Origin of the sequence: Mesorhizobium newzealandense (assembly GCF_042682145.1) — a bacterium.
Lineage (GTDB): Bacteria > Pseudomonadota > Alphaproteobacteria > Rhizobiales > Rhizobiaceae > Mesorhizobium > Mesorhizobium newzealandense.
On record NZ_JBHUGZ010000007.1, the window covers coordinates 13,962 to 35,315 of the forward strand.

At 62.9% G+C, this 21,354-nt stretch carries 17 protein-coding genes and 1 pseudogene; 14 read left to right on the plus strand and 4 right to left on the minus strand.

The genetic code is table 11. The annotated features are described in order from the left end of the window. Positions 1 to 40: 40 nt before the first annotated feature. Positions 41 to 1,843 carry an NAD(P)/FAD-dependent oxidoreductase gene (locus ACFSOZ_RS08845; protein ID WP_379096136.1) on the minus strand — a complete coding sequence of 601 codons (1,803 nt, stop codon included), beginning with the start codon at positions 1,841 to 1,843 and terminating at the stop codon, positions 41 to 43. A gap of 308 nt (positions 1,844 to 2,151) precedes the next feature. Between ACFSOZ_RS08845 and ACFSOZ_RS08850 the strand changes: the two genes are divergently transcribed. The 3 genes from ACFSOZ_RS08850 to ilvN all read left to right on the plus strand — a co-directional run bounded on the left by ACFSOZ_RS08850 (position 2,152) and on the right by ilvN (position 6,080). Then, positions 2,152 to 3,384 (plus strand): DUF6600 domain-containing protein, encoded by a 1,233-nt coding sequence (locus ACFSOZ_RS08850; RefSeq protein WP_379096139.1) that lies wholly within the window; start codon positions 2,152 to 2,154, stop codon positions 3,382 to 3,384. Between the two features lie 257 nt (positions 3,385 to 3,641). After that, on the plus strand, positions 3,642 to 5,423 hold the full coding sequence (locus ACFSOZ_RS08855; RefSeq protein ID WP_379096142.1) for an acetolactate synthase 3 large subunit: 1,782 nt from the start codon (positions 3,642 to 3,644) through the stop codon (positions 5,421 to 5,423). Positions 5,424 to 5,507: 84 nt separating this feature from the next. After that, positions 5,508 to 6,080, plus strand: coding sequence for an acetolactate synthase small subunit (gene ilvN, locus ACFSOZ_RS08860; RefSeq protein WP_379096145.1), 573 nt, complete (start codon positions 5,508 to 5,510; stop codon positions 6,078 to 6,080). Positions 6,081 to 6,087: 7 nt separating this feature from the next. Here the strand turns inward: ilvN and ACFSOZ_RS08865 are convergent, their stop codons facing one another. After that, positions 6,088 to 6,483: a metalloregulator ArsR/SmtB family transcription factor gene (locus tag ACFSOZ_RS08865; RefSeq protein WP_379096148.1), complete on the minus strand. Its 396-nt coding sequence runs from the start codon at positions 6,481 to 6,483 to the stop codon at positions 6,088 to 6,090. Positions 6,484 to 6,659: 176 nt separating this feature from the next. Between ACFSOZ_RS08865 and ACFSOZ_RS08870 the strand changes: the two are divergent. The 8 genes and pseudogenes from ACFSOZ_RS08870 (at position 6,660) to ACFSOZ_RS08905 (ending at position 15,942) form a co-directional block, all read left to right on the plus strand. Next, positions 6,660 to 7,606 (plus strand): annotated as a pseudogene (locus tag ACFSOZ_RS08870) (acyl-CoA desaturase). Between the two features lie 130 nt (positions 7,607 to 7,736). Then, a complete protein-coding gene (locus ACFSOZ_RS08875) occupies positions 7,737 to 8,333 on the plus strand; it encodes a LysE family translocator (RefSeq protein ID WP_379096151.1) in 597 nt (198 codons plus the stop codon). A gap of 204 nt (positions 8,334 to 8,537) precedes the next feature. Continuing rightward, a complete protein-coding gene (locus ACFSOZ_RS08880; RefSeq protein WP_379096153.1) occupies positions 8,538 to 9,779 on the plus strand; it encodes an efflux RND transporter periplasmic adaptor subunit in 1,242 nt (413 codons plus the stop codon). After that, positions 9,776 to 12,937, plus strand: coding sequence for an efflux RND transporter permease subunit (locus ACFSOZ_RS08885; protein WP_379096156.1), 3,162 nt, complete (start codon positions 9,776 to 9,778; stop codon positions 12,935 to 12,937). The genes ACFSOZ_RS08880 and ACFSOZ_RS08885 overlap by 4 nt, the downstream gene beginning before the upstream one ends. A 74-nt stretch (positions 12,938 to 13,011) precedes the next feature. Further along, complete coding sequence (nthA, locus tag ACFSOZ_RS08890) at positions 13,012 to 13,617, plus strand: nitrile hydratase subunit alpha (protein ID WP_379096159.1); 606 nt, start codon at positions 13,012 to 13,014, stop codon at positions 13,615 to 13,617. Next, positions 13,614 to 14,273: a nitrile hydratase subunit beta gene (nthB, locus tag ACFSOZ_RS08895; RefSeq protein WP_379096162.1), complete on the plus strand. Its 660-nt coding sequence runs from the start codon at positions 13,614 to 13,616 to the stop codon at positions 14,271 to 14,273. The genes nthA and nthB overlap by 4 nt, the downstream gene beginning before the upstream one ends. Beyond that, positions 14,260 to 14,646, plus strand: coding sequence for a nitrile hydratase accessory protein (locus tag ACFSOZ_RS08900; protein ID WP_379096165.1), 387 nt, complete (start codon positions 14,260 to 14,262; stop codon positions 14,644 to 14,646). The genes nthB and ACFSOZ_RS08900 overlap by 14 nt, the downstream gene beginning before the upstream one ends. 168 nt (positions 14,647 to 14,814) lie before the next feature. Next, positions 14,815 to 15,942, plus strand: coding sequence for an ATP-dependent DNA helicase (locus tag ACFSOZ_RS08905; protein WP_379096168.1), 1,128 nt, complete (start codon positions 14,815 to 14,817; stop codon positions 15,940 to 15,942). Positions 15,943 to 15,978: 36 nt separating this feature from the next. On the opposite strand, the gene ACFSOZ_RS08910 is transcribed toward ACFSOZ_RS08905, so the two are convergent. Next, positions 15,979 to 16,395 carry a SpoIIAA family protein gene (locus tag ACFSOZ_RS08910; protein WP_379096171.1) on the minus strand — a complete coding sequence of 139 codons (417 nt, stop codon included), beginning with the start codon at positions 16,393 to 16,395 and terminating at the stop codon, positions 15,979 to 15,981. A 113-nt stretch (positions 16,396 to 16,508) separates the two neighbouring features. Here ACFSOZ_RS08910 and ACFSOZ_RS08915 point away from each other — a divergent pair, with 113 nt between their 5' ends. The 3 genes from ACFSOZ_RS08915 (at position 16,509) to ACFSOZ_RS08925 (ending at position 20,347) form a co-directional block, all read left to right on the plus strand. Continuing rightward, positions 16,509 to 17,249, plus strand: coding sequence for a pyridoxine 5'-phosphate synthase (locus tag ACFSOZ_RS08915; RefSeq protein ID WP_379096174.1), 741 nt, complete (start codon positions 16,509 to 16,511; stop codon positions 17,247 to 17,249). A gap of 103 nt (positions 17,250 to 17,352) precedes the next feature. Continuing rightward, positions 17,353 to 19,272 carry a potassium transporter Kup gene (locus ACFSOZ_RS08920; protein WP_379096177.1) on the plus strand — a complete coding sequence of 640 codons (1,920 nt, stop codon included), beginning with the start codon at positions 17,353 to 17,355 and terminating at the stop codon, positions 19,270 to 19,272. A 34-nt stretch (positions 19,273 to 19,306) separates the two neighbouring features. Beyond that, a complete protein-coding gene (locus ACFSOZ_RS08925; RefSeq protein ID WP_379096180.1) occupies positions 19,307 to 20,347 on the plus strand; it encodes an SDR family oxidoreductase in 1,041 nt (346 codons plus the stop codon). A gap of 40 nt (positions 20,348 to 20,387) precedes the next feature. On the opposite strand, the gene ACFSOZ_RS08930 is transcribed toward ACFSOZ_RS08925, so the two are convergent. Further along, on the minus strand, positions 20,388 to 21,281 hold the full coding sequence (locus tag ACFSOZ_RS08930) for an SDR family oxidoreductase (protein WP_379096183.1): 894 nt from the start codon (positions 21,279 to 21,281) through the stop codon (positions 20,388 to 20,390). Positions 21,282 to 21,354 lie beyond the last annotated feature (73 nt).

Genomic DNA, 21,354 nt, shown 5'->3' on the forward strand with positions numbered 1-21,354 from the left:
CGCGGCGGAAACGCCGCGCGGGCTGCACGAGGGCGGCTGGCTATCCCTTGTGGTGCACCTGCTGCAGCCCATAGACCGGCGTCGGCAGGCCCGCCTGTCTGGCCTTCAGTTGCAGCGACAGGAACTGCGAATAGTGACGCGACTGGTGCAGGTTGCCGCCATGGAACCACAGCGCTTCCTGCTGCGTCGGCTTCCACATGTTGCGCAATTCGCCCTCCCATGGACCCGGATCCTTGGTGGTGTTCGAGCCGAGGCCCCAGCATTTTCCAACCTTGTCGGCGACATCCCTGGAGATCAGGTCGGCCGCCCAGCCATTCATCGAGCCGTAGCCCGTGGCGTAGACGATGACATCGGCGGGCAATTCCGACCCCTCGCTGAGCAGCACCGAATGCTCCTTGATCTCGGCCACGTCGACACCGCTTTTCAGCTTGATCGAGCCATCGATGATCAGGTCGGAAGCGCCGACATCGATGTAGTAGCCCGAACCGCGCCGCAGATACTTCATGAACAGGCCGGAATCGTCATCGCCCCAGTCGAGCATGAAGCCGGCCTTCTCGAGACCCGTGTAGAATTTTTCATCGCGCTTCTTCATCTCGGCGTACGCCGGAATCTGGAATTCGTGCAGGATCTTGTAGGGCAGGGAGGCAAAGACGAGATCGGCCTTGGCCGTGGTCATGCCGCTCTGAATCGCCTGTTCCGAATAGAGGGCCCCCAGCCCGATTTCCATCAACGTGTCGGACTTGACGATGTGCGTGGTCGAGCGTTGCACCATGGTGACATCGGCGCCTGCTTCCCAAAGTGCCGCGGCTATGTCGTGGGCGGAATTGTTCGAGCCGACGACAACGGCTTTCTTGCCGGCATAGGCATCGGGACCGGGATGCTTCGAGGAGTGATGCTGATCGCCCTTGAAGGTTTCCATGCCTTTGAATTTCGGCACATTGGCCTTGCCGGATTGTCCCGTGGCCAGAACCAGTTGCTTCGGCTTCAGCGTGATGTCCTTGCCGTCGCGGTGGACGATTACGGTCCATTCCTTCGTCTTGTCGTCATAGGAAGCGCTCTTTGCCTCGGTCGAGGACCAGTAATTCAGCTCCATCACCTTGGTGTACATTTCCAGCCAGTCGCCGATCTTGTCCTTGGGCGAGAAGACCGGCCAGTTCTTCGGGAAGTCGATATAGGGCAGATGGTCGTACCAGACCGGGTCGTGCAGGCAGAGCGACTTGTAACGCTTGCGCCAGCTGTCGCCGGCCCGCTCGTTCTTCTCGATGATGATCGTGGGCACGCCGAGCTGCCGCAGCCGTGCGCCGAGCGCGATGCCGCCCTGACCGCCACCGATGATGACCGTATAGGGCTGCGTCTTGAAGCCAAGTTCGGCGGCTTCCCTCTCGCGCTCCTCTTTCCATGTCGGGCGGTTCTTGCCCGAGCCATGCTTGGCGCCCATCGGCCGCGCGAAGCCCGCCGGCTCCTCGTGGCCCTTCAGCTCGGCCATGGTGGTCAGCAGCGTCCAGATCTTGCCGTCCTTCAGCCTGACATGGCCGAAGCCGCGCGCCACCTCGGTCTCGAAGCTGATCCAGCCGTCGATCAGCCCACCGCTCTCGGTCGCATCCTCACCCTTGGCGATGGCAAAATGGGATGGCCTGGTCTTCGACAACTGGCTTTTCAGCATGTCGCGGACCTGGTCGCGACCTTCCATGGTCTTGATGTTCCAGGTGAAGGTGACGAGGTCGCGCCAGTAGCAATCCTCCTGAAAGCAATCGACCGCTTTCTCGATGTCATGGTCGGCCAGGGCGGCGCCGAATTGGTCGAGCAGGTCGGACAGTTTCTTGTTTGGGGCCTTGTCGAGCATCAGCTTTCCTCCCGTGAAATCCAGATCGTCATGGTGGCTCCGCCCGACGCGCCGGCCGGACGATGAAGTATCGACAGAGATGACAGACTTCGTCACGCCCCACCATAGTTTCCAGTGGTTTCAATGGTTTGTCTGGAAATTGAGATCATCAGGCCGGTGTCAATGCCGTGCCGGTCGCGCAAACGTGATGATTATATGCCGCAATGCGGTCACCGCGGCTGAGGACAACCGATCGGAAAGCCGGGAAGCGAAGGCGGGCAACAGGGCGGTTCCCGGGATTTTCTGGATGCGGAACTCTGGAGCCCGTCATGCCCGTTATGCAAGCGTCTTCATTTCTCTCTATCGGCCGGCGCACACGCGCCGCTGCAGTGGCTCTGGTCATGGCCCTGAGCACCACCTTGACCAGCCCGCTGGTGTTGCCGGGAATCCAGTCCGCGCATGCGGCGGAGATCTCCGTGACCATCCGCGAAAGGCTTTCAAGTTATGGCGGATGGCGCACCTCAAGCCGCTTCGGCGAGGTCTGGGTTCCGACGGTCCGTGCCGAGTGGCGGCCCTACACCGACGGCCGATGGGTCTGGACCGACGACGGCTGGTACTGGGAATCCGCCGAGCCGTTCGGCGATGTCGTCTACCACTACGGCCGCTGGGCCTATGATCCCGATTTCGGCTGGGTGTGGATCGCCGGCGACCAATGGGCGCCAGCCTGGGTGGTCTGGCGCCAGGGTGGCGACGATGTCGGCTGGGCTCCGGCGCCGCCCGATGTCGACGTCGCCTTCGACGACGCCTGGTGGTGTTTCGTGCCGGTGGCGGCGATCGGCGCGGTCGATCTGGTCAGAGTGGTGCGGCCTGCCACTGAGAATGTCGTGATCGTGCGCAACACGTCGATCATCAACCAGACCGTCGTGGTCAACAACGCGCCGCATGTGCGGCTCGGCAACCAGGTCGTCGCGATTAATGCCGGACCCAGGCTGCAACAGTTCCCGAAGCCCGTCATAGCCTCGATCAAGGCGGCAAAATTGGCTCCGCCCCGCAAAGGGGTGATCGCCAGTGCGCGGCTCGATACGTCGAGAGGCGCGGAGATCAAGAAGCTGGCCGGCAATGGAGCGCCGGCCGCGACGGCCGCCAACGCGAGCGGGCCGACCGTCTCGGGTCATGGGCCGAAGACGCTGACCGGCAACAAGGCGATTTCCCAGAGCGCCGTGACGGCGGGCAATCCCGCCGTCGCGACACCGGGTGTCCGCAAGCGGATGGTCGCCAGCAATGGCTCGAAAGTCGATGTGCTCAAGGCCCATGCCAACAAGACAGCAGGCAATGGGCGTGTCGTGGTGAAGTCGTCGCCCAACTCGGCTCAACCCAAGGCGGTTTCTGGCCAGCGTCTCGGACGCGGGGCGGGGCCGCAAAAGCCGCACCAGCAGGCGCTGGCAATGTCCCAGCACCATGGTCCGGCGAAAGTCGCGCCTCACCACCCACCGGCAACGATGCAGGCCAAGAAGGCGGCCAAATGCGATCCGCGCGTTTCCCGCTGCAAGGCGCCGGGCTGACCACCGCAGTTGCGCCGGCACGCTCCACGTGCCGGCGCGATTTTTCCCGTTGACAGGCTGCCTTTCCCGCCCTTAGTGTCCGCCACCATGAAAACGGCACTCATTCTCGTAGGAAAGCGCGTGGGCAAGGCGGTGTAACCGCCGGGCGAAAACCCCCCATGCGCACACACAGGCTCCCTCGGGGGCCTTTTTTATTGCCTGAAACACGACTAAACGACCAGCAATCGCCAGATGGCGGACAGTACGGGACCAGACCGATGAGCAACGGACAAAGTGAGCGGCGCGAAATGACGGGCGCCGAAATGGTGGTGCAGGCGCTGAAGGACAATGGCGTCAAGCATGTCTTCGGCTATCCGGGCGGCGCGGTTCTCCCAATCTACGATGAAATTTTCCAGCAGGACGAGGTCGAGCACATTCTGGTCCGCCACGAGCAGGGCGCCGGCCATGCGGCGGAAGGCTATGCGCGCTCGACCGGCAAGGCCGGTGTCATGTTGGTGACCTCCGGTCCTGGCGCCACCAATGCGGTGACGCCGCTGCAGGACGCGCTGATGGATTCGATCCCGCTGGTCTGCCTGACCGGACAGGTGCCGACCTCGCTGATCGGCTCCGACGCTTTCCAGGAGTGCGACACGGTCGGCATCACGCGACCCTGTACCAAGCACAACTGGCTGGTGAAGGACGTCAACGAGCTCGCCGCGACCATCCACGAGGCCTTTCATGTCGCCACCACGGGCCGCCCCGGTCCTGTCGTGGTCGACATCCCGAAGGACGTCCAGTTCGCCAGGGGTTTTTACGTGTCGCCGCAGATCGCGCCGCGCACCAGCTACCAGCCCAAGGTCCAGGGCGACCTGGAGAAGATCAAGGCTGCTGTCGAATTGATGGCCGGCGCCAAGAAGCCGATCATCTATTCGGGCGGCGGCGTCATCAATTCCGGCCCGGAAGCGAGCCATCTGCTGCGCGAACTGGTCGATCTCACCGGCTTCCCGATCACCTCGACGCTGATGGGGCTCGGCGCCTATCCGGCATCAGGCAAGAACTGGATGGGTATGCTGGGCATGCACGGCACCTATGAAGCCAACATGACCATGCATGATTGCGACGTGATGATCTGCATCGGCGCGCGTTTCGACGACCGCATCACCGGGCGGCTGACCGCGTTTTCGCCGAATTCGAAGAAGATCCACATCGACATCGATCCGTCGTCAATCAACAAGAACGTTCACACCGAGGTGCCGATCATTGGCGATGTCGGCCGGGTGCTGGAGGATATGGTGCGGTTGTGGCGGGCGACCGCCAAGACCGACAAGAAGGCGCTCTACCCCTGGTGGGAGCAGATCGCCAAATGGCGTGCGCGCGACTCGCTCGCCTACAAGATGAACAACGACGTGATCATGCCGCAATACGCCATCCAGCGGCTCTACGAACTGACCAAGAACATGGACACCTACATCACCACCGAGGTCGGCCAACATCAGATGTGGGCGGCGCAGCACTATCATTTCGAGAAGCCGAACCGCTGGATGACGTCAGGCGGGCTGGGCACGATGGGCTACGGCCTGCCGGCAGCACTCGGCGTGCAGATCGCGCATCCCGACGCGCTGGTCATCGACATCGCCGGCGACGCCTCGGTGCAGATGACGATGCAGGAGATGAGCGCTGCCGTGCAGCATGACGCGCCGATCAAGATCTTCATCCTCAACAACCAGTATATGGGGATGGTGCGCCAGTGGCAGCAGCTGCTGCATGGCAACCGGCTGTCGCATTCCTACACCGAGGCGATGCCGGACTTCGTCAAGCTGGCCGATGCCTATGGCGGCCACGGCATACGCTGCGAGAAGCCGGACGAGCTGGACGACGCGATCAAGGAGATGATCGCGGTCAAGAAGCCGGTGCTGTTCGATTGCCGCGTGGCGACGCTTGCCAACTGCTTCCCGATGATCCCGTCGGGCAAGGCGCATAACGAGATGCTGCTGCCCGACGAGGCGACCGACGAGGCGGTGGCCAACGCCATCGACGCCAAGGGCAGGGAACTGGTGTAGTCAGCCCAGCCGAGGCAGGGCTGTCGCAAGAAGCCGTGCGTATACAGAGAGTTAGATCAAGAGTTTGAAATCGAGATTCATGTCATGAACGCACAGCTACAACCGACCGGCTCCGCCTACTTCATCGCCAAGGAAACGGAAAAGCCCGAGAACCACACGCTTTCCGTGCTGGTCGACAACGAGCCGGGCGTGCTTGCCCGGGTCATCGGCCTGTTTTCGGGGCGAGGCTACAACATCGAGAGCCTGACCGTCTCCGAGACCGAGCACGAGAAGCACCTGTCGCGCATCACCATCGTGACGCGCGGCACGCCGCATGTGCTGGAGCAGATCAAGCACCAGCTCGAGCGTATCGTGCCGGTTCACCGCGTGGTCGACTTGACCGTGCGCTCGCACGAGTTCGGCCAGGAGCGGCCGCTGGAGCGGGAACTGGCGCTGGTCAAGGTTGCCGGCACCGGCGAGGCCCGCGTCGAGGCGCTGCGGCTGGCGGACGCATTCCGCGCCAGCGTCATCGACGCCAACACCGAGCATTTCATCTTCGAGATCACCGGCAAGGGCACCAAGATAGACCAGTTCATCGCCATCATGAAGCCGCTCGGTCTGGTCGAAATCTGCCGCACTGGCGTGGCTGCACTGAACCGCGGCCCGCAAGGGATGTAGGGCTGCCTTAGTCGTCAGATTTTGCCGGCTGGACCTCGATCTTGCCGCCGGCCAGTGCCTTGCTTTCCCTTTTTAACGGACGCGACACGGGGCATACATCCTGAACGAACCCGTTCAGGGTGTTCACCAGATTGTTCTCGACCAGCGAATAGTGGATGAATTGCCCCTGCCGCTCCCTGGCGATGAGGCCGGCCGTCTCCAGAATGCTCAGATGCTGCGAGATCGATGGCTTCGACATATCGAAGCGCGCCGCGATCTCGCCCGCTGTCAGCGAAGAGTGGGCGAGATAGGCAAGAATCTTGCGCCGGGGCGCTGACGACAGCGCCTCGAACACGCGCTGGATCGCCCCACTGGCGCCGATGGCGCTTTCAGCGTCCGATGCCTGTTCTGTTTCCTCGACCACTGCTTTGTACCTCTGAGGGCAGGCGCCAGCGAAGCGCCTTCGTCCGATTTGTATTTAGACTATTGCCTAAATACCTAATTTTGAATAATAGATGATTAGCTTACCACCTAAATAATGGCCGGCGCGCCAAAAGGCAAGGCTGTGGTTCGGAAATGTTCATGCAAGGAGGGTTCCCGATGAAGACCATATCCACGGGCAGGATGATTTCTCGACAAGATAGCGACGCGCAGGATGGGACGGTCGTCTGGATGCCGGCCAAGTCGATCTGGATCGGTGCGATGACGATTGTCGCTATCATATTCGGCCCGCTCACCTTCAGCTGGAGCGGCTTTGTCCTGTTCGTCGTGACGACAGCGGTGACGATCTGCGCCGGGCACTCGGTCGGAATGCATCGCCTGCTCATCCACCGGTCGTTCAAGGTTCATATCTGGATCGAACACGCGCTGGTCTATCTCGGCGTGCTGGTCGGCATGGCTGGCCCTTTTGGAATGATCCATGCGCACGATATCCGCGACTGGGCACAGCGTCAGACGGCCTGCCACGACCTGCACGCCCACCGCCGGCCATTTTTCATCGACGCCTTCTGGCAGATGCATTGCGCGGTCGCGTTGCGCAATCCGCCGGTATTCGTCATCGAGCCGTCGATCAGGAATGACCGGTTCTATAAATTCCTGGAGCGCACCTGGATGCTGCAGCAGCTGCCATGGGCCATTCTGTTCCTGCTGCTTGGCGGCTGGAGCTGGGTGGTCTGGGGCATCGCGGTGCGTGTTTGCGCATCCCTTACCGGACATTGGCTGGTCGGGCATTTCGCGCATCGGCGCGGGGACCAGGGATGGTGCGTCGATGGGGCTATAATTTGCCGCGTTTCGGATTGGTGACGTTCGGCGAGAGTTTTCATGGCAACCATCACGCATTTCCCGAATCCGCCCGGCTGGGCCTGGAACCGGGACAGATCGACCTCGGCTGGATCTTCATCCGGGTTCTTGCTGGTCTCGGTCTCGCCCACGGCGTGAAACTGCCGGAGAACACCCCAAAACGAAAGGGGTTGCGCCGCCTGCGCGACCGGCAGGAGACCATAGCTGTCGCGAACAACCGGTTGCCGGCGCAGTCTCACGGCAGATGATCGCGTTTCAGCTTCCGGCGGGCTGAAGTCATGATCAAGGTGCGGCCCGCGGCTTTGGGTGGACCAACGGATCGTTGTTGCGCCAGGTGCCTCGGTTATCTAAGGCAGTATTGCTGACTTTGTGGTCCCGATGTCCCTTGACGCATTCCTTGCCCTGCTCGTCTACGCCCTCGTGACGTCGATCACGCCCGGGCCGAACAATCTCATGCTTCTGGCATCTGGGGTGAATTTCGGCATCGTCAGGACGGTTCCGCACATGCTGGGCATCAGCATCGGGTTTCTGGTGCTGCTGGTTGCCGTGGGCCTTGGCCTTGGCGCCGTGCTGACGGCGTTTCCGGTGCTGCATACCGCGCTCAAGGTCGCCGGCGGCGCCTATCTGCTCTACCTCGCCTGGAAGATCGCCATGTCGCGCACCCTGACTGGCAAGGGCGAGACGAAAGCGCGGCCAATGCGCTTCATCGATGCGGCGGCGTTCCAGTGGGTCAACCCCAAGGCATGGGTGATGGCGATCACCGCCATGGCCGTCTACACCAATCCGGATCGTCCGTTCCTGTCGGTGGTGTTGATCTCGATAGCCTTCACCGTCGTCAATTTGCCGAGCGTCTCGGTGTGGGCGGGTTTCGGCACCGCGCTGCGCGGTTTTCTGTCGGACCCGGTGCGGTTGAAATGGTTCAACATCGCCATGGGCGTGCTGCTGGCGGCGACGCTTTGGCCGATGCTGCGTTAGGTCACAGGCCGTCCCGTTCGGAGTGACGACCGCGTTGCACAGCCATTGTGCAGTGCACATTAAATCTTCGTAATGCCGTGTTTTGGCCCTTTTCCGACAAAGGCGTGTCCTATCTATTCGGCGACACTGCGGCAATGGGCCGTAGTTTGCGCTAGAATATGACCATCGGACCACGGCGTGTCGGGTGGAGAGGGCCTTTTGACAATGCGTGGAAAAGTCGTTCTTTCGTTGCTTGCCGTCGCCTGCCTGGGCGGGGCGGCCTGGCTCTATCTTTCGCCAGACGCGTTGGGCAAGGTTCAACAGCTCATCGGCCAAAAGCAGGCTGCCGCGGCGGACCAACCGGCCGCGGCTTCCGACAAAAAGGCCGCCAATGCGGCGCGCTCGGCATCCATCCTCTCGGCCGTCGCCTCGACGGCAGATTTTCCGATCCGGCGCTATGCGATCGGTTTCGTCTCCTCGCCGGCCGTCGTCAGCATCAATGCACGGGTGTCCAGCCAGATCGTATCGATCGACGTCAAGGACGGGCAGATGGTGAAGACCGGCGACGTTCTGTTTTCGCTGGACGACCGCGCGTTGAAGGCGCAACTGGCCAAGGACCAGGCCACGCTGGCCAAGGACCAGGCGATGCTCGCCAGTTCGGCGGCAGATCTCGCTCGCGCCAAGGATCTTGTCGCCAAGCAGGCCGGCACGCAGCAAACCTATGACCAGGCAGTGGCCGCGCAGAAAGCCGCGGCGGCGACCGTCGATGCAGACAAGGCGACGATCGACGCAGACAATGTCCAACTCGGCTTTGCCACCATCACGGCGCCGATTTCCGGCAGGCTGGGCGCAGTCAGCGTCGCCGTTGGCGATCTCGTCACCGTCAGCAATGGCAACAGCAGCACCGCGACGCCGCTTGTCACCATCACCCAGATGGACCCGCTGCAGGTGAACTTCAATCTGCCGGAAAGCAATCTGGCGCTGCTGCACAAGGCGCTTATCAATCCGCAGCAAGGGGCGGTCACGCTGACCAAGGACGGCGACCCGACGCCGATCGGCAAGGGTACGCTCGATTTCGTCGATTCCAGTGTCGATACCGCGTCAGGCACGATCGCCACGCGGGCAAGCATTCCGAATGCCGATCTTTCGCTATGGCCGGGCCAGTATGTGAACGTCATCCTGGACGCCGGCATCATGCCGCAGATGACCTCCGTTCCCACCGTTGCGGTCCAGCCGAGCCAGAAGGGCCCGTTCGTCTATGTGGTCAAGCCGGACAACACCGTCGAGATGCGGCCGGTGCAGGTGGCGCTAACCGAAGGTGAGATCAGCGCCATCAGCCAGGGGTTGAAAAGCGGTGAGAAGGTCGTCACCGAAGGGCAGACGCGGCTGAAGAACGGTGCTGCCGTGCATGAGGGCAAGGCCACGGCGAGTGCTGCCGCGCCCAAGGTGGCCGAGGCGGCCCAATGATCTCCGAATTCTGCATTCGCAGGCCCGTCGCCACCCTTCTGATGTCGTTCGCCCTCGTGCTGGGCGGGCTGTTCGCCTACAAGTTCCTGCCGGTGGCAGCACTGCCGAGCGCCGAATTTCCTGTGGTCAATGTGTCGGCGCAGCTCGCCGGCGCCTCGCCGGAAACGATGGCGACCTCGGTGGCGACGCCACTGATCAAGCAGTTCGCCACCATTGCCGGCATCGATTCGATCTCGACCACCAACTCGCTCGGCCAGACCTCGATCGCCATCCAGTTCGTGCTCAACCGCGACATCGACGCCGCGGCCGCGGACGTGCAGGCCGCGATTGCGCGCACCCAGAAATCGCTGCCGCCGCAGATGACTGCGCCGCCGAGCTATCGCAAGGTCAACCCGGCCGATGCGCCGATCCTTTTGATGTCGCTGGTCAGCGACACGGTTCCGCTGACCGACCTCGACGCCTTTGCCGAGAACGTGATCTCGCCGTCGCTGTCGACGATCGACGGCGTCGCGCAGGTTTCAATCTACGGCCAGCAGAAATACGCCGTGCGCATCCAGATCGATCCCACCGCGCTTGCCGCGCGCGGCATCTCGATCGATCAGCTGCAGACGGCGGTTGCCTCGGCCAATAGCAACACGCCGCTCGGCGTGCTCCAGAACAACAAGCAGCAGCTCACCATCACCGCCAACACGCAGCTGATGAACGCCGCCGACTTCGCCAACATCATCATCGCCACCAAAGACGGTCACCCGGTACGGCTGGGCGAGGTGACCCGCGTCGTCGATTCGGTCGAGACGACGACGACGGCGAGTTGGTATGACGGCACCCGCGCCATCATCATGGCGGTGCAGCGCCAGCCCGACGCCAACACGGTCGACGTCGTCGACAAGGTCAAGGCGATGCTACCGTCCTTCCAGGACCAGATGCCGGCCGCTGCCTCGATCAAGCTGCTCAACGACCGTTCGAGCTCGATCCGCCAGGCCGTCGACGACGTACAGTTCACGCTGCTGTTGACCATCGCGCTGGTGGTGATGGTGATCTTCGTGTTCCTGCGCCGGGTGACGGCGACCATCATCCCGGCCGTGGCGGTGCCGATCTCGCTGATCGCCACGCTCGGCGCGATGTTCCTGTTCGGCTTTTCCATCGACAACATCTCGTTGATGGGACTGACGCTGGCCGTCGGCCTCGTCGTCGACGATGCCATCGTCATGCTCGAAAACATCTTCCGCCATATGGAGGAGGATGGGTTGTCGGCCTTCGATGCGTCGCTGAAGGGCGCGCGCGAAATCGGCTTCACCATCATCTCGATCTCGATCTCGCTGGTGGCGGTGTTCATCCCCGTGCTTTTGATGGGCGGCGTCATCGGACGCATCTTCAACGAGTTCGCCGTCGTGGTCACGGTCGCCATCCTGGCGTCGATGTTCGTGTCGCTGACGCTGACACCGATGCTGTGCTCGCGTTTGCTGTCGGTCACGAAGGCCGATCGCGACAAGCATGGCCCTGGCCATAAGCAGGACCTCGTCACACGCGGCTATGACCGAATCTTGAGCTTCTGCCTGCGGCACACCTTCCTGGTGTTCCTCGTCTTTGTCGGCACCGCGGCAGCGTCGGTGTGGCTGATCGAGGTCTCGCCGAAGGGCTTCTTCCCGCAGGAGGATATCGGTCAGATATCGGTGACCACAATCGCGCGCCAGGACATCTCGTTCGACGCCATGGCCAAGCTGCAAGGGCAGGTGGCCAGCGTCTTCTCGCATTCGCCCTATGTCGACCATGTGGCGTGGTCGGCGGGCAGCGGCAACAATGCGCTCAACCAGGGGCAGCTCTTCGTCCAGCTCAAGGGCAAGGACCAGCGTCCCGATATCGAGAAGGTGCTTTCGGATCTGCGCAAGCAACTGGCTGGCGTGGCGGGCATCGAGACCTACATGCAGCCGGTGCAGAACCTGAGGCTGGGCTCGCGCTCGTCGGCCAGCGCCTACCAGCTCGTGGTTCAGGGCCTCGATACTGGCCTGACCGATACGTGGGCGCAAAAACTGAATGACGCGATGGTGGCCGACCATGCGACCTTCACCGACGTCACCAGTGACCTGCAGAACAACGCCCTGCAGGCATCGCTGGTCATTGATCGCGACAAGGCCGCCCAGCTCGGCATCGATACCGACACGCTGCGCTCCGCCCTCTATGGCGGGTTCGGCACCGACCAGGTTTCGACAATCTTCGGTTCGGCCGACAGCTACGAAGTCATCACCGAACTCGATCCCAAGATCGAATGGTCACCCGAGCGGATGCTCGCCATCCAGATGAGGACGGCGAGCGGCAGTCTGGTGCCGCTTGGCGCCTTCGCCCGCGTCGATCGCACGGCCGGCGCCCTGACTGTCAACCAGCTCGGCCAGCTTCCGGCCGTGACCATCTCCTACAACCTGCCGCAGGGCGTGGCGCTGGGTGACAGCGTAACGCGCATAGACGCGCTCAAAGAGCAGATCGGCATGCCGACGGCGATCTCGACCACCTTTGCCGGCACCGCCAAGACCTTCCAGGACTCGCTGGCCAACCAGGGCCTGCTGGTCGGCGGCGCGATCCTGACGATCTATATCGTGCTCGGCATTCTGTACGAGAGCTTCATCCATCCGCTCACAATCCTCACCGGCCTGCCGTCGGCTGTGCTGGGGGCGGTTGTTGCCTTGCGCTTCGCCGGCATGGATCTGTCGGTGATCGCTGTGATCGGCATCCTGATGTTGATCGGCATCGTCAAGAAGAACGGCATCATGATGGTCGATGTCGCGCTCGAACTGCGACGAGAAGGCATGTCGGCCACCGAGTCGATCCACAAGGCCTGCCTGATGCGTTTCAGGCCGATCATGATGACGACGCTGGCGGCACTGATGGGCACATTCCCGATAGCGCTCGGCACCGGCGCCAGCGCCGAGCTGCGCCAGCCGCTGGGCGTTGCCGTTGTCGGCGGTCTGCTTGCCTCGCAGGCGTTGACCCTGTTCGTCACACCGGTGATCTATGTCTACATGGAGAATTTCTCTGGCTGGCTGGTCGGGCTCATGCCGAAGCGCAAGCCCGAGTTGCACGTGGTCGAAACGGTGGACCAGCCGTCGCTGTTCGACGCCAGCGACGACATGCAGGGCGAGCCGCAGAAGGCGGCCGCCGAATAGAAGTCGAGTTCGCGAAAGGTCTGGCCCAAGCCGTCGTGCTTGCGGCGGGATGATCGGAAACGTATTTTGCGGTCATGTCCCACGATCATGACCACGACAACGAACTCGATCCGTTTGCCGCACGTGTCCGCGCACTGGAAACCATCCTCACCCGCAAGGGGCTGATCGATCCGGCCGCGATCGATGTCATCGTCGACACCTACGAGACCAGGATCGGCCCACGCAATGGTGCCAGGGTGGTGGCCAAGGCCTGGGCCGACCCGGAATTTGCCGACTGGCTGAAACGCGACGCGACGGCGGCGATCGAATCGCTCAGCTATACCGGCCGCCAGGGCGAGCATATGCAGGCGGTCTTCAACACCGAGGAGACGCACAATCTCGTCGTCTGCACGCTGTGCTCCTGCTATCCGTGGTCGGTGCTCGGCCTGCCTCCGGTCTGGTACAAGGCGCCGCCTTATCGTTCGCGGGCGGTCATCGATCCGCGAGGGGTGCTGGAAGAGTTCGGACTGACGCTGCCGGCCGACAAAAAGGTCCGCGTCTGGGATTCGACCGCCGAGTTGCGCTATCTCGTCGTGCCGATGCGGCCGGACGGCACCGAGGGCTGGAGCGAGGAGCGGCTGGCCGATCTGGTGAGCCGCGACGCGATGATCGGCACCGGACTGGCGAGGCTGCCGGCATGAACGGGCCGCAGGACCTCGGTGGGCAGATGGGGTTCGGGCCGGTCGCACCCGAAAAGGACGAGCCGTATTTCCATGCAGCCTGGGAAAGGCGGGCGCTCGGTGTGACGCTGTGTGCCGGCGCCATGGGTGCCTGGAACATCGATGAGAGCCGGCATGCGCGGGAATCGCTGCATCCCGCCGACTACTATGCCTCCAGCTACTATCAGATCTGGATCAAGGCGCTGGAAGTGCTGCTCAAGCGCCACGGGTTCGTCACCGAGCGCGATCTCAAGGCAGGCACGGCAGTCGATCCGGCAGCGGTACCCAAGCGGGTGCTGAAGGCCGAAAACGTGCCTGGTGTGCTGGCCAAGGGCGGTCCTTGCGACCGGCCGATGGCGCAACCTGCGCGGTTCAAGGCGGGCGATCCCGTGCGGACCAAAAACTTCAGCTCGACCGGTCACACGCGGCTGCCGCGCTATGCACGCGGCAAGCATGGAACGGTCGAGGCCGTGCACGATGGGTTCGTGTTCCCCGACAGCAACGCACATGGCCAGGGCGAGAATCCGCAATGGGTCTACACCGTGGTTTTCGACGGGCCGGAAATCTGGGGCGAGGGCGCCGACCCGACGCTGAGCGTGTCGATCGATGCCTGGGAGAGCTATCTTGAGCCGGCGTGAGGCAGACGAACACGCCGCCGATTTGCCGCCGGGCGTCGATGCGCCGGTCTTTGCCGAGCCATGGCAGGCCGAAGCGTTCGCCATGACGGTGGCGCTGCATGGCAAGGGCCTGTTTTCGTGGAGCGAATGGGCGCAGGCGCTATCGACCGAGGTGAAGAAGCCAGGTGCCGCGGCTGACGGCCATGACTATTACGAACATTGGCTGGCGGCGCTGGAAAGCCTGCTTGCCTCCAAAGGGCTGGCAGCCAAGGCCGATGTCGACGCGATGGCCGAAGCCTGGGAGCGCGCCGCACATGCTACCCCGCACGGCAAGCCCATCCTGCTGGACAACGATCCCAGCCCAACCATATCGGTCGTGGCGGCCCGACCATAGGTCGTGGCGGCCCGACCGGATAGGTTGTGGTGGTGCGGTATCTGTTCCCTTTACGTTCTTGTTCGCGCCTGATAGTCTGATGTGTCGGCGGCACTGACGCGTCCCCGACGCGTCGATGGTGGTGGCAGCTATCTTGTCTTTCCCTTGCGAATCCGGTCTCTCGCGCTGATGGAATTCTCTCCCCAACAGGACGAGGCGCTGCAAGCGGTTGCCCGCTGGCTGAAGACCGGAAGGCCGCAGCTGTTCCGGCTGTTCGGTTACGCCGGCACCGGAAAGACGACGCTGGCGCGCTATTTCGCCGAGCATGTCGACGGCCAGGTGCAGTTCGCCGCCTTCACCGGCAAGGCGGCGCAGGTGCTGCGCTCCAAGGGCGCGGTCAATGCCCGCACCATCCACTCGCTGATCTATCGGCCGAAAGGCGAGGAATCGGTATCGGACGAGGTCACCGGCAAGACCTCCATGTCGCCGACCTTTTCGCTCAACCGGCAAAGCCCGATCTCGCGGGCGAAACTGGTCGTCATCGACGAATGTTCGATGGTCGACGAGCAGCTCGGCCGCGACCTGATGAGTTTCGGCACGCCGATCCTGGTGCTCGGCGACCCCGGCCAGCTGCCGCCTATTTCGGGTGGCGGCTTCTTCACCGACCACGAGCCGGACTTCCTGCTCACCGAAATCCATCGGCAGGCGCGCGACAACCCGATCCTGCGGCTGGCGCTCGATGTGCGCGAGGGCCGCGAATTCATGCGCGGCGACTACGGCACGGCGCAGGTGATCGGCAAGGAAGACGTCACCCAGGAGCTGGTGCTGAAGGCCGACCAGGTGCTGGTCGGCACCAACCGGACGCGCCGCCGCTACAATCAGCGGCTGCGTGAGCTCAAAGGCTTCAATGCCGACTATCCGCAGGCCGGCGACAAGCTCGTCTGCCTGCGCAACGATCCGGCCAAGGGTCTGCTCAACGGCTCGCTGTGGAAGGTGATGACCTCGTCGCGTGAGACGGTGAAGCCCGGCATCAACTTGCTGGTTTCTCCCGAAGAAGACGATCCGGATCGCGGCGTCGCCAAGATCAAGCTGCTCAAGGCGGCCTTCGAGGATCCGGATGCTGACATTCCCTGGCAGCAGAAGAAGCGCTTCGACGATTTCGACTATGGCTATGCGCTGACCGTGCACAAGGCACAGGGCTCGCAGTGGAACGAGATCGTGCTGTTCGACGAAAGCTGGGCCTTCAAGGAAACCCGCCAGCGCTGGCTCTACACCGCCATCACCCGGGCGGCCGAGCGGCTGACGATCGTCAGGTAGCAAGCACTCGCCGGGACCTTGCGGAAATGTCGTGTTTTAGCCACGACCCTGCTGCTTCCCGGTCGGCTGAACGCCGAGCCATAGCCAGGCTGCGGCTTCGTCCTCGGTCTCGAAATGCTTGAACTCGATTGACGGCGAATCGCGCAGGGCGTGTCGCGCGTCCGCGGTCCAGTCCGGCTCGCCGATCGCCGCGCAACGGCCAACATGTTCCATCGCATGGGCGGTGCCCTGCTTCAGGGTTTCCTCCGCGATATTGGCCCAGTCGACGCCATCGTGGTCGACAAGGCGCACCAGAACATCGATGCGCGGGTGAAGGGCATAGGCTGCCTCCATCAAGCCGAAAAGGTTTTCGCCATCGGCCGCGGAGATGTGCCCGACGACATCAATAGCGAGAAGGTCGTCACGGCTGGTCTCGATACGACGGATCGCCGGCACGGAATCGAGAAAATTCATGGCGCTTCCTTTCACGGACATCGTTCATCAGGCTTGGAACACTCGAAACCCCCTGTCTGTTCCCGCCAAAGGCATTATAGGTGGCGCGTCGAACGATTTCCGAGGCCGCCTCCATGCCTGCAAAGCTCTCCGTCAATCTCAATGCCATCGCCATGCTGCGCAACCGGCGTGACCTGCCGTGGCCCAGCGTGACCGGCCTCGGCCGCATTGCACTCGCAGCCGGGGCGCATGGGCTGACAGTGCATCCGCGCCCAGACGAGCGGCACACAAGACACTCCGATCTGCCTAAGATCAGGTCGCTGATCGACGATGAGTTCCCGCACGCGGAATTCAACATCGAGGGCTATCCAACCGAGGATTTCCTACTGCTTGTGGAAAAGCATCAGCCGGAGCAGGTGACGCTGGTGCCGGACGATCCGGCGCAGGCGACGTCGGACCACGGCTGGAATTTTGCGGCTGAGGCCGCGTTCCTGATACCGATCGTCAAGCGTCTGAAGAAGGGGGGCTTCCGTGTGTCGCTGTTTTCCGACGCGGATTTCGAAGGCGTGACGGCCGCGCGTGACACCGGCGCCGACCGCATAGAGCTCTATACGGGTCCGTACGGCAGCTATCATTCCGATCCCGCCAGAGCGGCCAAGGAGCTGGAAAGACTGGGAAAAACCGCCGACGCCGCGCTTGCCGCCGGCCTTCAGGTCAATGCCGGGCATGACCTGGTGATCAGCAATCTGCCGGCACTGGCAAGGCGCATTCCCGCCTTGGCGGAGGTCTCGATCGGACATGGGTTGACAGCCGACGCGTTGGAGTATGGCATGGCTGGCACGGTGGGGCGATTTCTCAAGGCCTGCGGGTGGTAGCGATGGCAGCCTCGCAGGGCAAGCATGGCAGCCATCACGCGACGGCACTTGATATTGCATTGCAGCAAGCGTAGAGCACCGCGCGCTTATCGGAGTGTCGCCCATGGCCCTTGCCAATGCTGGTAATGAGGCAGAACCCGTCGAACAATCGAGCCATTCAGAAGTCGAACAGCACAGCACCAAGGTTCTGATGCTGGGCGCGCTCGGCGTCGTCTATGGGGATATCGGCACCAGCCCGATCTACGCCTTTCGCGAGGCGCTGGTGGCGTCGTCGGGCGGCAATGTCGCCCAGCGTGGCGATATTCTCGGCGTTCTGTCGCTGATCATCTGGTCGCTGACGATCATCGTCACCATCAAATACATCATGTTCGTGCTGCGTGCCGACAACCGCGGCGAGGGCGGCGTGCTGTCGCTGATGGCTTTGGCGCGCGGCAGTTTCCCGAAGCGCTCGGCGCTGATGCTTGGCATCGGCATCGTCGGCGCCTCGCTGTTTTTCGGTGACGCCGTCATCACGCCGGCGATTTCGGTGCTGTCGGCGGTCGAGGGCATGAATGTCGTCACCCCCACCTTCCAGCCTTATGTGGTGCCGCTAACGCTGGTCATCCTCGCCATGGTGTTCGCGGTGCAGCGCTTTGGCACGGGCGGGGTGGGATTGGTGTTCGGCCCGGTGACCGCAGTATGGTTCATGGCCATTGGCCTTTCCGGTCTCAACCACATCATCGCCGATCCGGAAATCCTGTGGGCGGTGAGCCCGCACTACATCGTCGCCTTTCTGATCAATTCGCCCGACGTCGCTTTCGTCACCATCGGCGCTATCTTCCTCGCCGTCACCGGCGCCGAAGCGCTCTATGCCGATCTCGGCCATTTCGGTCGCAAGCCGATTGTGCTGGCCTGGCTGGCAATCGTGTTTCCTTGCCTGCTGCTCAATTATGCCGGACAGGGCGCATTCGTGCTGGCGCAAAATGGCGTGGTCGGTCACCCGTTCTTCGAGATGAACGAGGGCTGGACGCTGATCCCGATGGTCGTGCTGGCAACGGCGGCGACGGTGATCGCCAGCCAGGCGGTGATCTCCGGCGCCTTTTCGCTGACCAGGCAGGCAGTGCAGCTCAACATGCTGCCGCGCCTGGAAATCCTGCACACATCGGAAAAGCAGTCCGGCCAGATCTACATGCCGCGCGTCAACCTCTTGCTGGCGCTGGTGGTTATGATGCTGGTCGTCGGCTTCGGCGAGTCCAGCAAGCTGGCGTCGGCCTATGGTATTTCGGTGACCGGCAACATGCTGGTGACGACGGTGCTGCTCTATGTCGTCATGACGCGGATCTGGAAATGGCAGCTGTGGCTGGCAGTCTCGCTGACGGCGCTGTTTGCCTTTATCGACGTCGGGTTCTTTGCCTCCAACATCGTCAAGGTGTTCGAGGGCGGCTGGGCTTCGCTGGCCGTGGCCTTCACCATCGTGCTGGCCATGTGGACCTGGGTGCGCGGCAGCCGCTATCTGTTCGACAAGACCCGCCGCAACGAGATCCCGCTCGATTTTCTCGCCGGCAACCTGTTGAAGAAGAAGCCGCAGCTGGTATCCGGCACCGCCGTGTTCCTGACCAGCGATCCCTTGAGTGCGCCAACCGCGCTGATGCACAGCCTGAAGCACTACAAGGTGCTGCACGAGCAGAACGTCATCCTTTCGGTGGTGACGGCGCCGCAGCCGGTGGTGCCCGACAGCGACCGGGTCAAGATGGAGACGGTCAACGAGCTGTTCATGCGGGTGACGCTGACCTTCGGCTATATGGAGCAGCCCAACATCCCGCGCGCGCTGGCGATCTGCCGCAAGCAGGGCTGGAAGTTCGACATCATGACGACCTCATTCTTCCTGTCGCGGCGTTCGCTCAAGGCATCGCCCAATTCCGGCATGCCAGTGTGGCAGGATCGGCTGTTCATCGGCCTGGCGCGCACGGCGGCCGACGCGACCGAGTATTTCCAGATCCCGACCGGACGCGTGGTCGAGATCGGTACGCAGGTAGCCATTTGACGGTCTCTTACCGATGACTGGCTGAGGAGGCGGAATGAGCGGCGAATGGGTGCTTGTTACCGGCGGCTCCGGCTTCCTCGGCGCGCATTGTATTCTCGAACTGCTGAAGGCCGGCTACCGCGTGCGCACCACCGTGCGCTCGGCCAAGCGCGAGGCCGACGTGCTCGCCATGCTCAAGGCCGGCGGCGCCGAGCCTGGCGGCACGCTCTCCTTCGCCGTGGCAGATCTCATGGCCGATGCCGGCTGGCCGGATGCGGTGGCCGGTTGCAACTATGTGCTTCATGTCGCCTCGCCATTTCCGCCCGGCGTGCCGAAGCATGAAGACGACCTGATCATCCCGGCCCGTGAGGGTGCGCTACGGGTGTTGCGCGCGGCGCGGGATGCGAGCGTGAAGCGCGTCGTGCTGACCTCGTCCTTCGCGGCTATCGGCTATGGCAAGCCGCCGCCCGGCGGCCAGCCGTTCACCGAGGAGAACTGGACCGATCCGGCGGGCAAGGTGAGCGCCTATGTGAAATCGAAGACCCTGGCGGAACGCGCCGCCTGGGATTTCATTGCCGCGGAAGGCGGCAAACTGGAACTCGCCGTCGTCAATCCGGTCGGCATCTTCGGACCGGTTCTCGGGCCCGACCATTCGACCTCCACCGAATTTGTCCAGCGTATGCTGAACGGTGCCATGCCGGGGCTGCCGCGCCTGTCGTTCGGCGTTGTCGACGTGCGTGACGTGGCGGACCTGCATGTGCGTGCCATGACCAATCCTGCCGCCAGGGGCAAGCGATTCCTGGCGGTTGCCGGCGATTTCATGACCGTGCGGGAGATCGCGCAGATTTTGAAAATGCGGCTGGGCGATGCCGGGACGCGCGTCTCGACGCGGGAGCTTCCCGATTGGCTGGTGCGGATCATGGGCCTGTTCAACCCGGAAGCCGCACAGCTGGTGCCGGAACTGGGCAAGGTTAAGAATGCGACCAAGGCGAGGGCCGTTCGCCTGCTCGGCTGGGCACCGCGATCGCGGGAAGATGCGCTGGTGGCCACCGGCGAAAGCCTGATCCGGCTCGGGCTGCTCAAAAAAGCGAAGTAGCGCGGCGGAAAATCGAACAAGACTTCCCGCCGCGCGGATTTCAACCGGCCAGAGCGGCCTTGTTGGCCTCCAGGAACTGCTTCAGCGTTTTTGACTTTCGTCCGGAAAGCGTCTCGACTGCGTCTGTCACCGTGGCGATGCGACCGGCGCGCGTGTTGGCGTCGAAGGACGCGATGACGCGAGCGAAATCCTCGGGAATGCCCGCCGCCTTGACGCCTTCGGTCAGGGCTTCATCCGAAACCTGCACAACATCGAGCGGCTTGCCGGTGACCTCGCTGACCAGGGCGGCAATCTCGGCCGTTGTGTAGGCATGCGGGCCGGTCAGCGTGTAGGTATTGCTTTCGTTCGAAACGGCAGCGAGGCCGGCAGCGATCGCCGCTGCCATATCATCGCGCGCGCCATGGGCAATGCGGCCGTCGCCGGCGGACGTATACCAGTGTCCCGAGGCGATGGCCTGCGGCAGTGCCATGAACAGGTTCTCCTGGTACCAGCCGTTGCGGAAGATGGTGTAGGCAATGCCGCTTGCCTTGATCGCCTGCTCGGTGCCGTAGTGATCATTGGCAAACAGCACCGGCGACACCGGCTCGGGGTTGGGCATCGAGGTGTAGAGAAGATGGCCGACGCCGGCCTTTTTCGCCGCGGCAACCGCCGCCTCATGCTGTTTCAGGCGCCGGCCGTCCTTCAGGTCCATTTCGCTGGTTGAGATGATCAGCACTTTGTCGACACCCTGGAACGCGTTCTCCAGCGATGTCTTATCGTTGAAATCGGCCGCCCGGATACCGACGCCGCGCGCCGCCAGGTCGGCAAGGTTGGCCGGCGTGCGGGTGGTGGCAATGATCTGCGCCGCTGGGACCTTGAACGTGTCCAGCAGGTGGTTGATGACGCCGCGGCCGAGCTGGCCGGAAGCGCCGGTGACGAGAAGAGTTTTGCTCATGGGGCGATCCTGGCAAGGGTCAGAGGAGAGTGCATTGGTGGTCTCAAAAAGAGACCAGCACTAAAATAGGAAT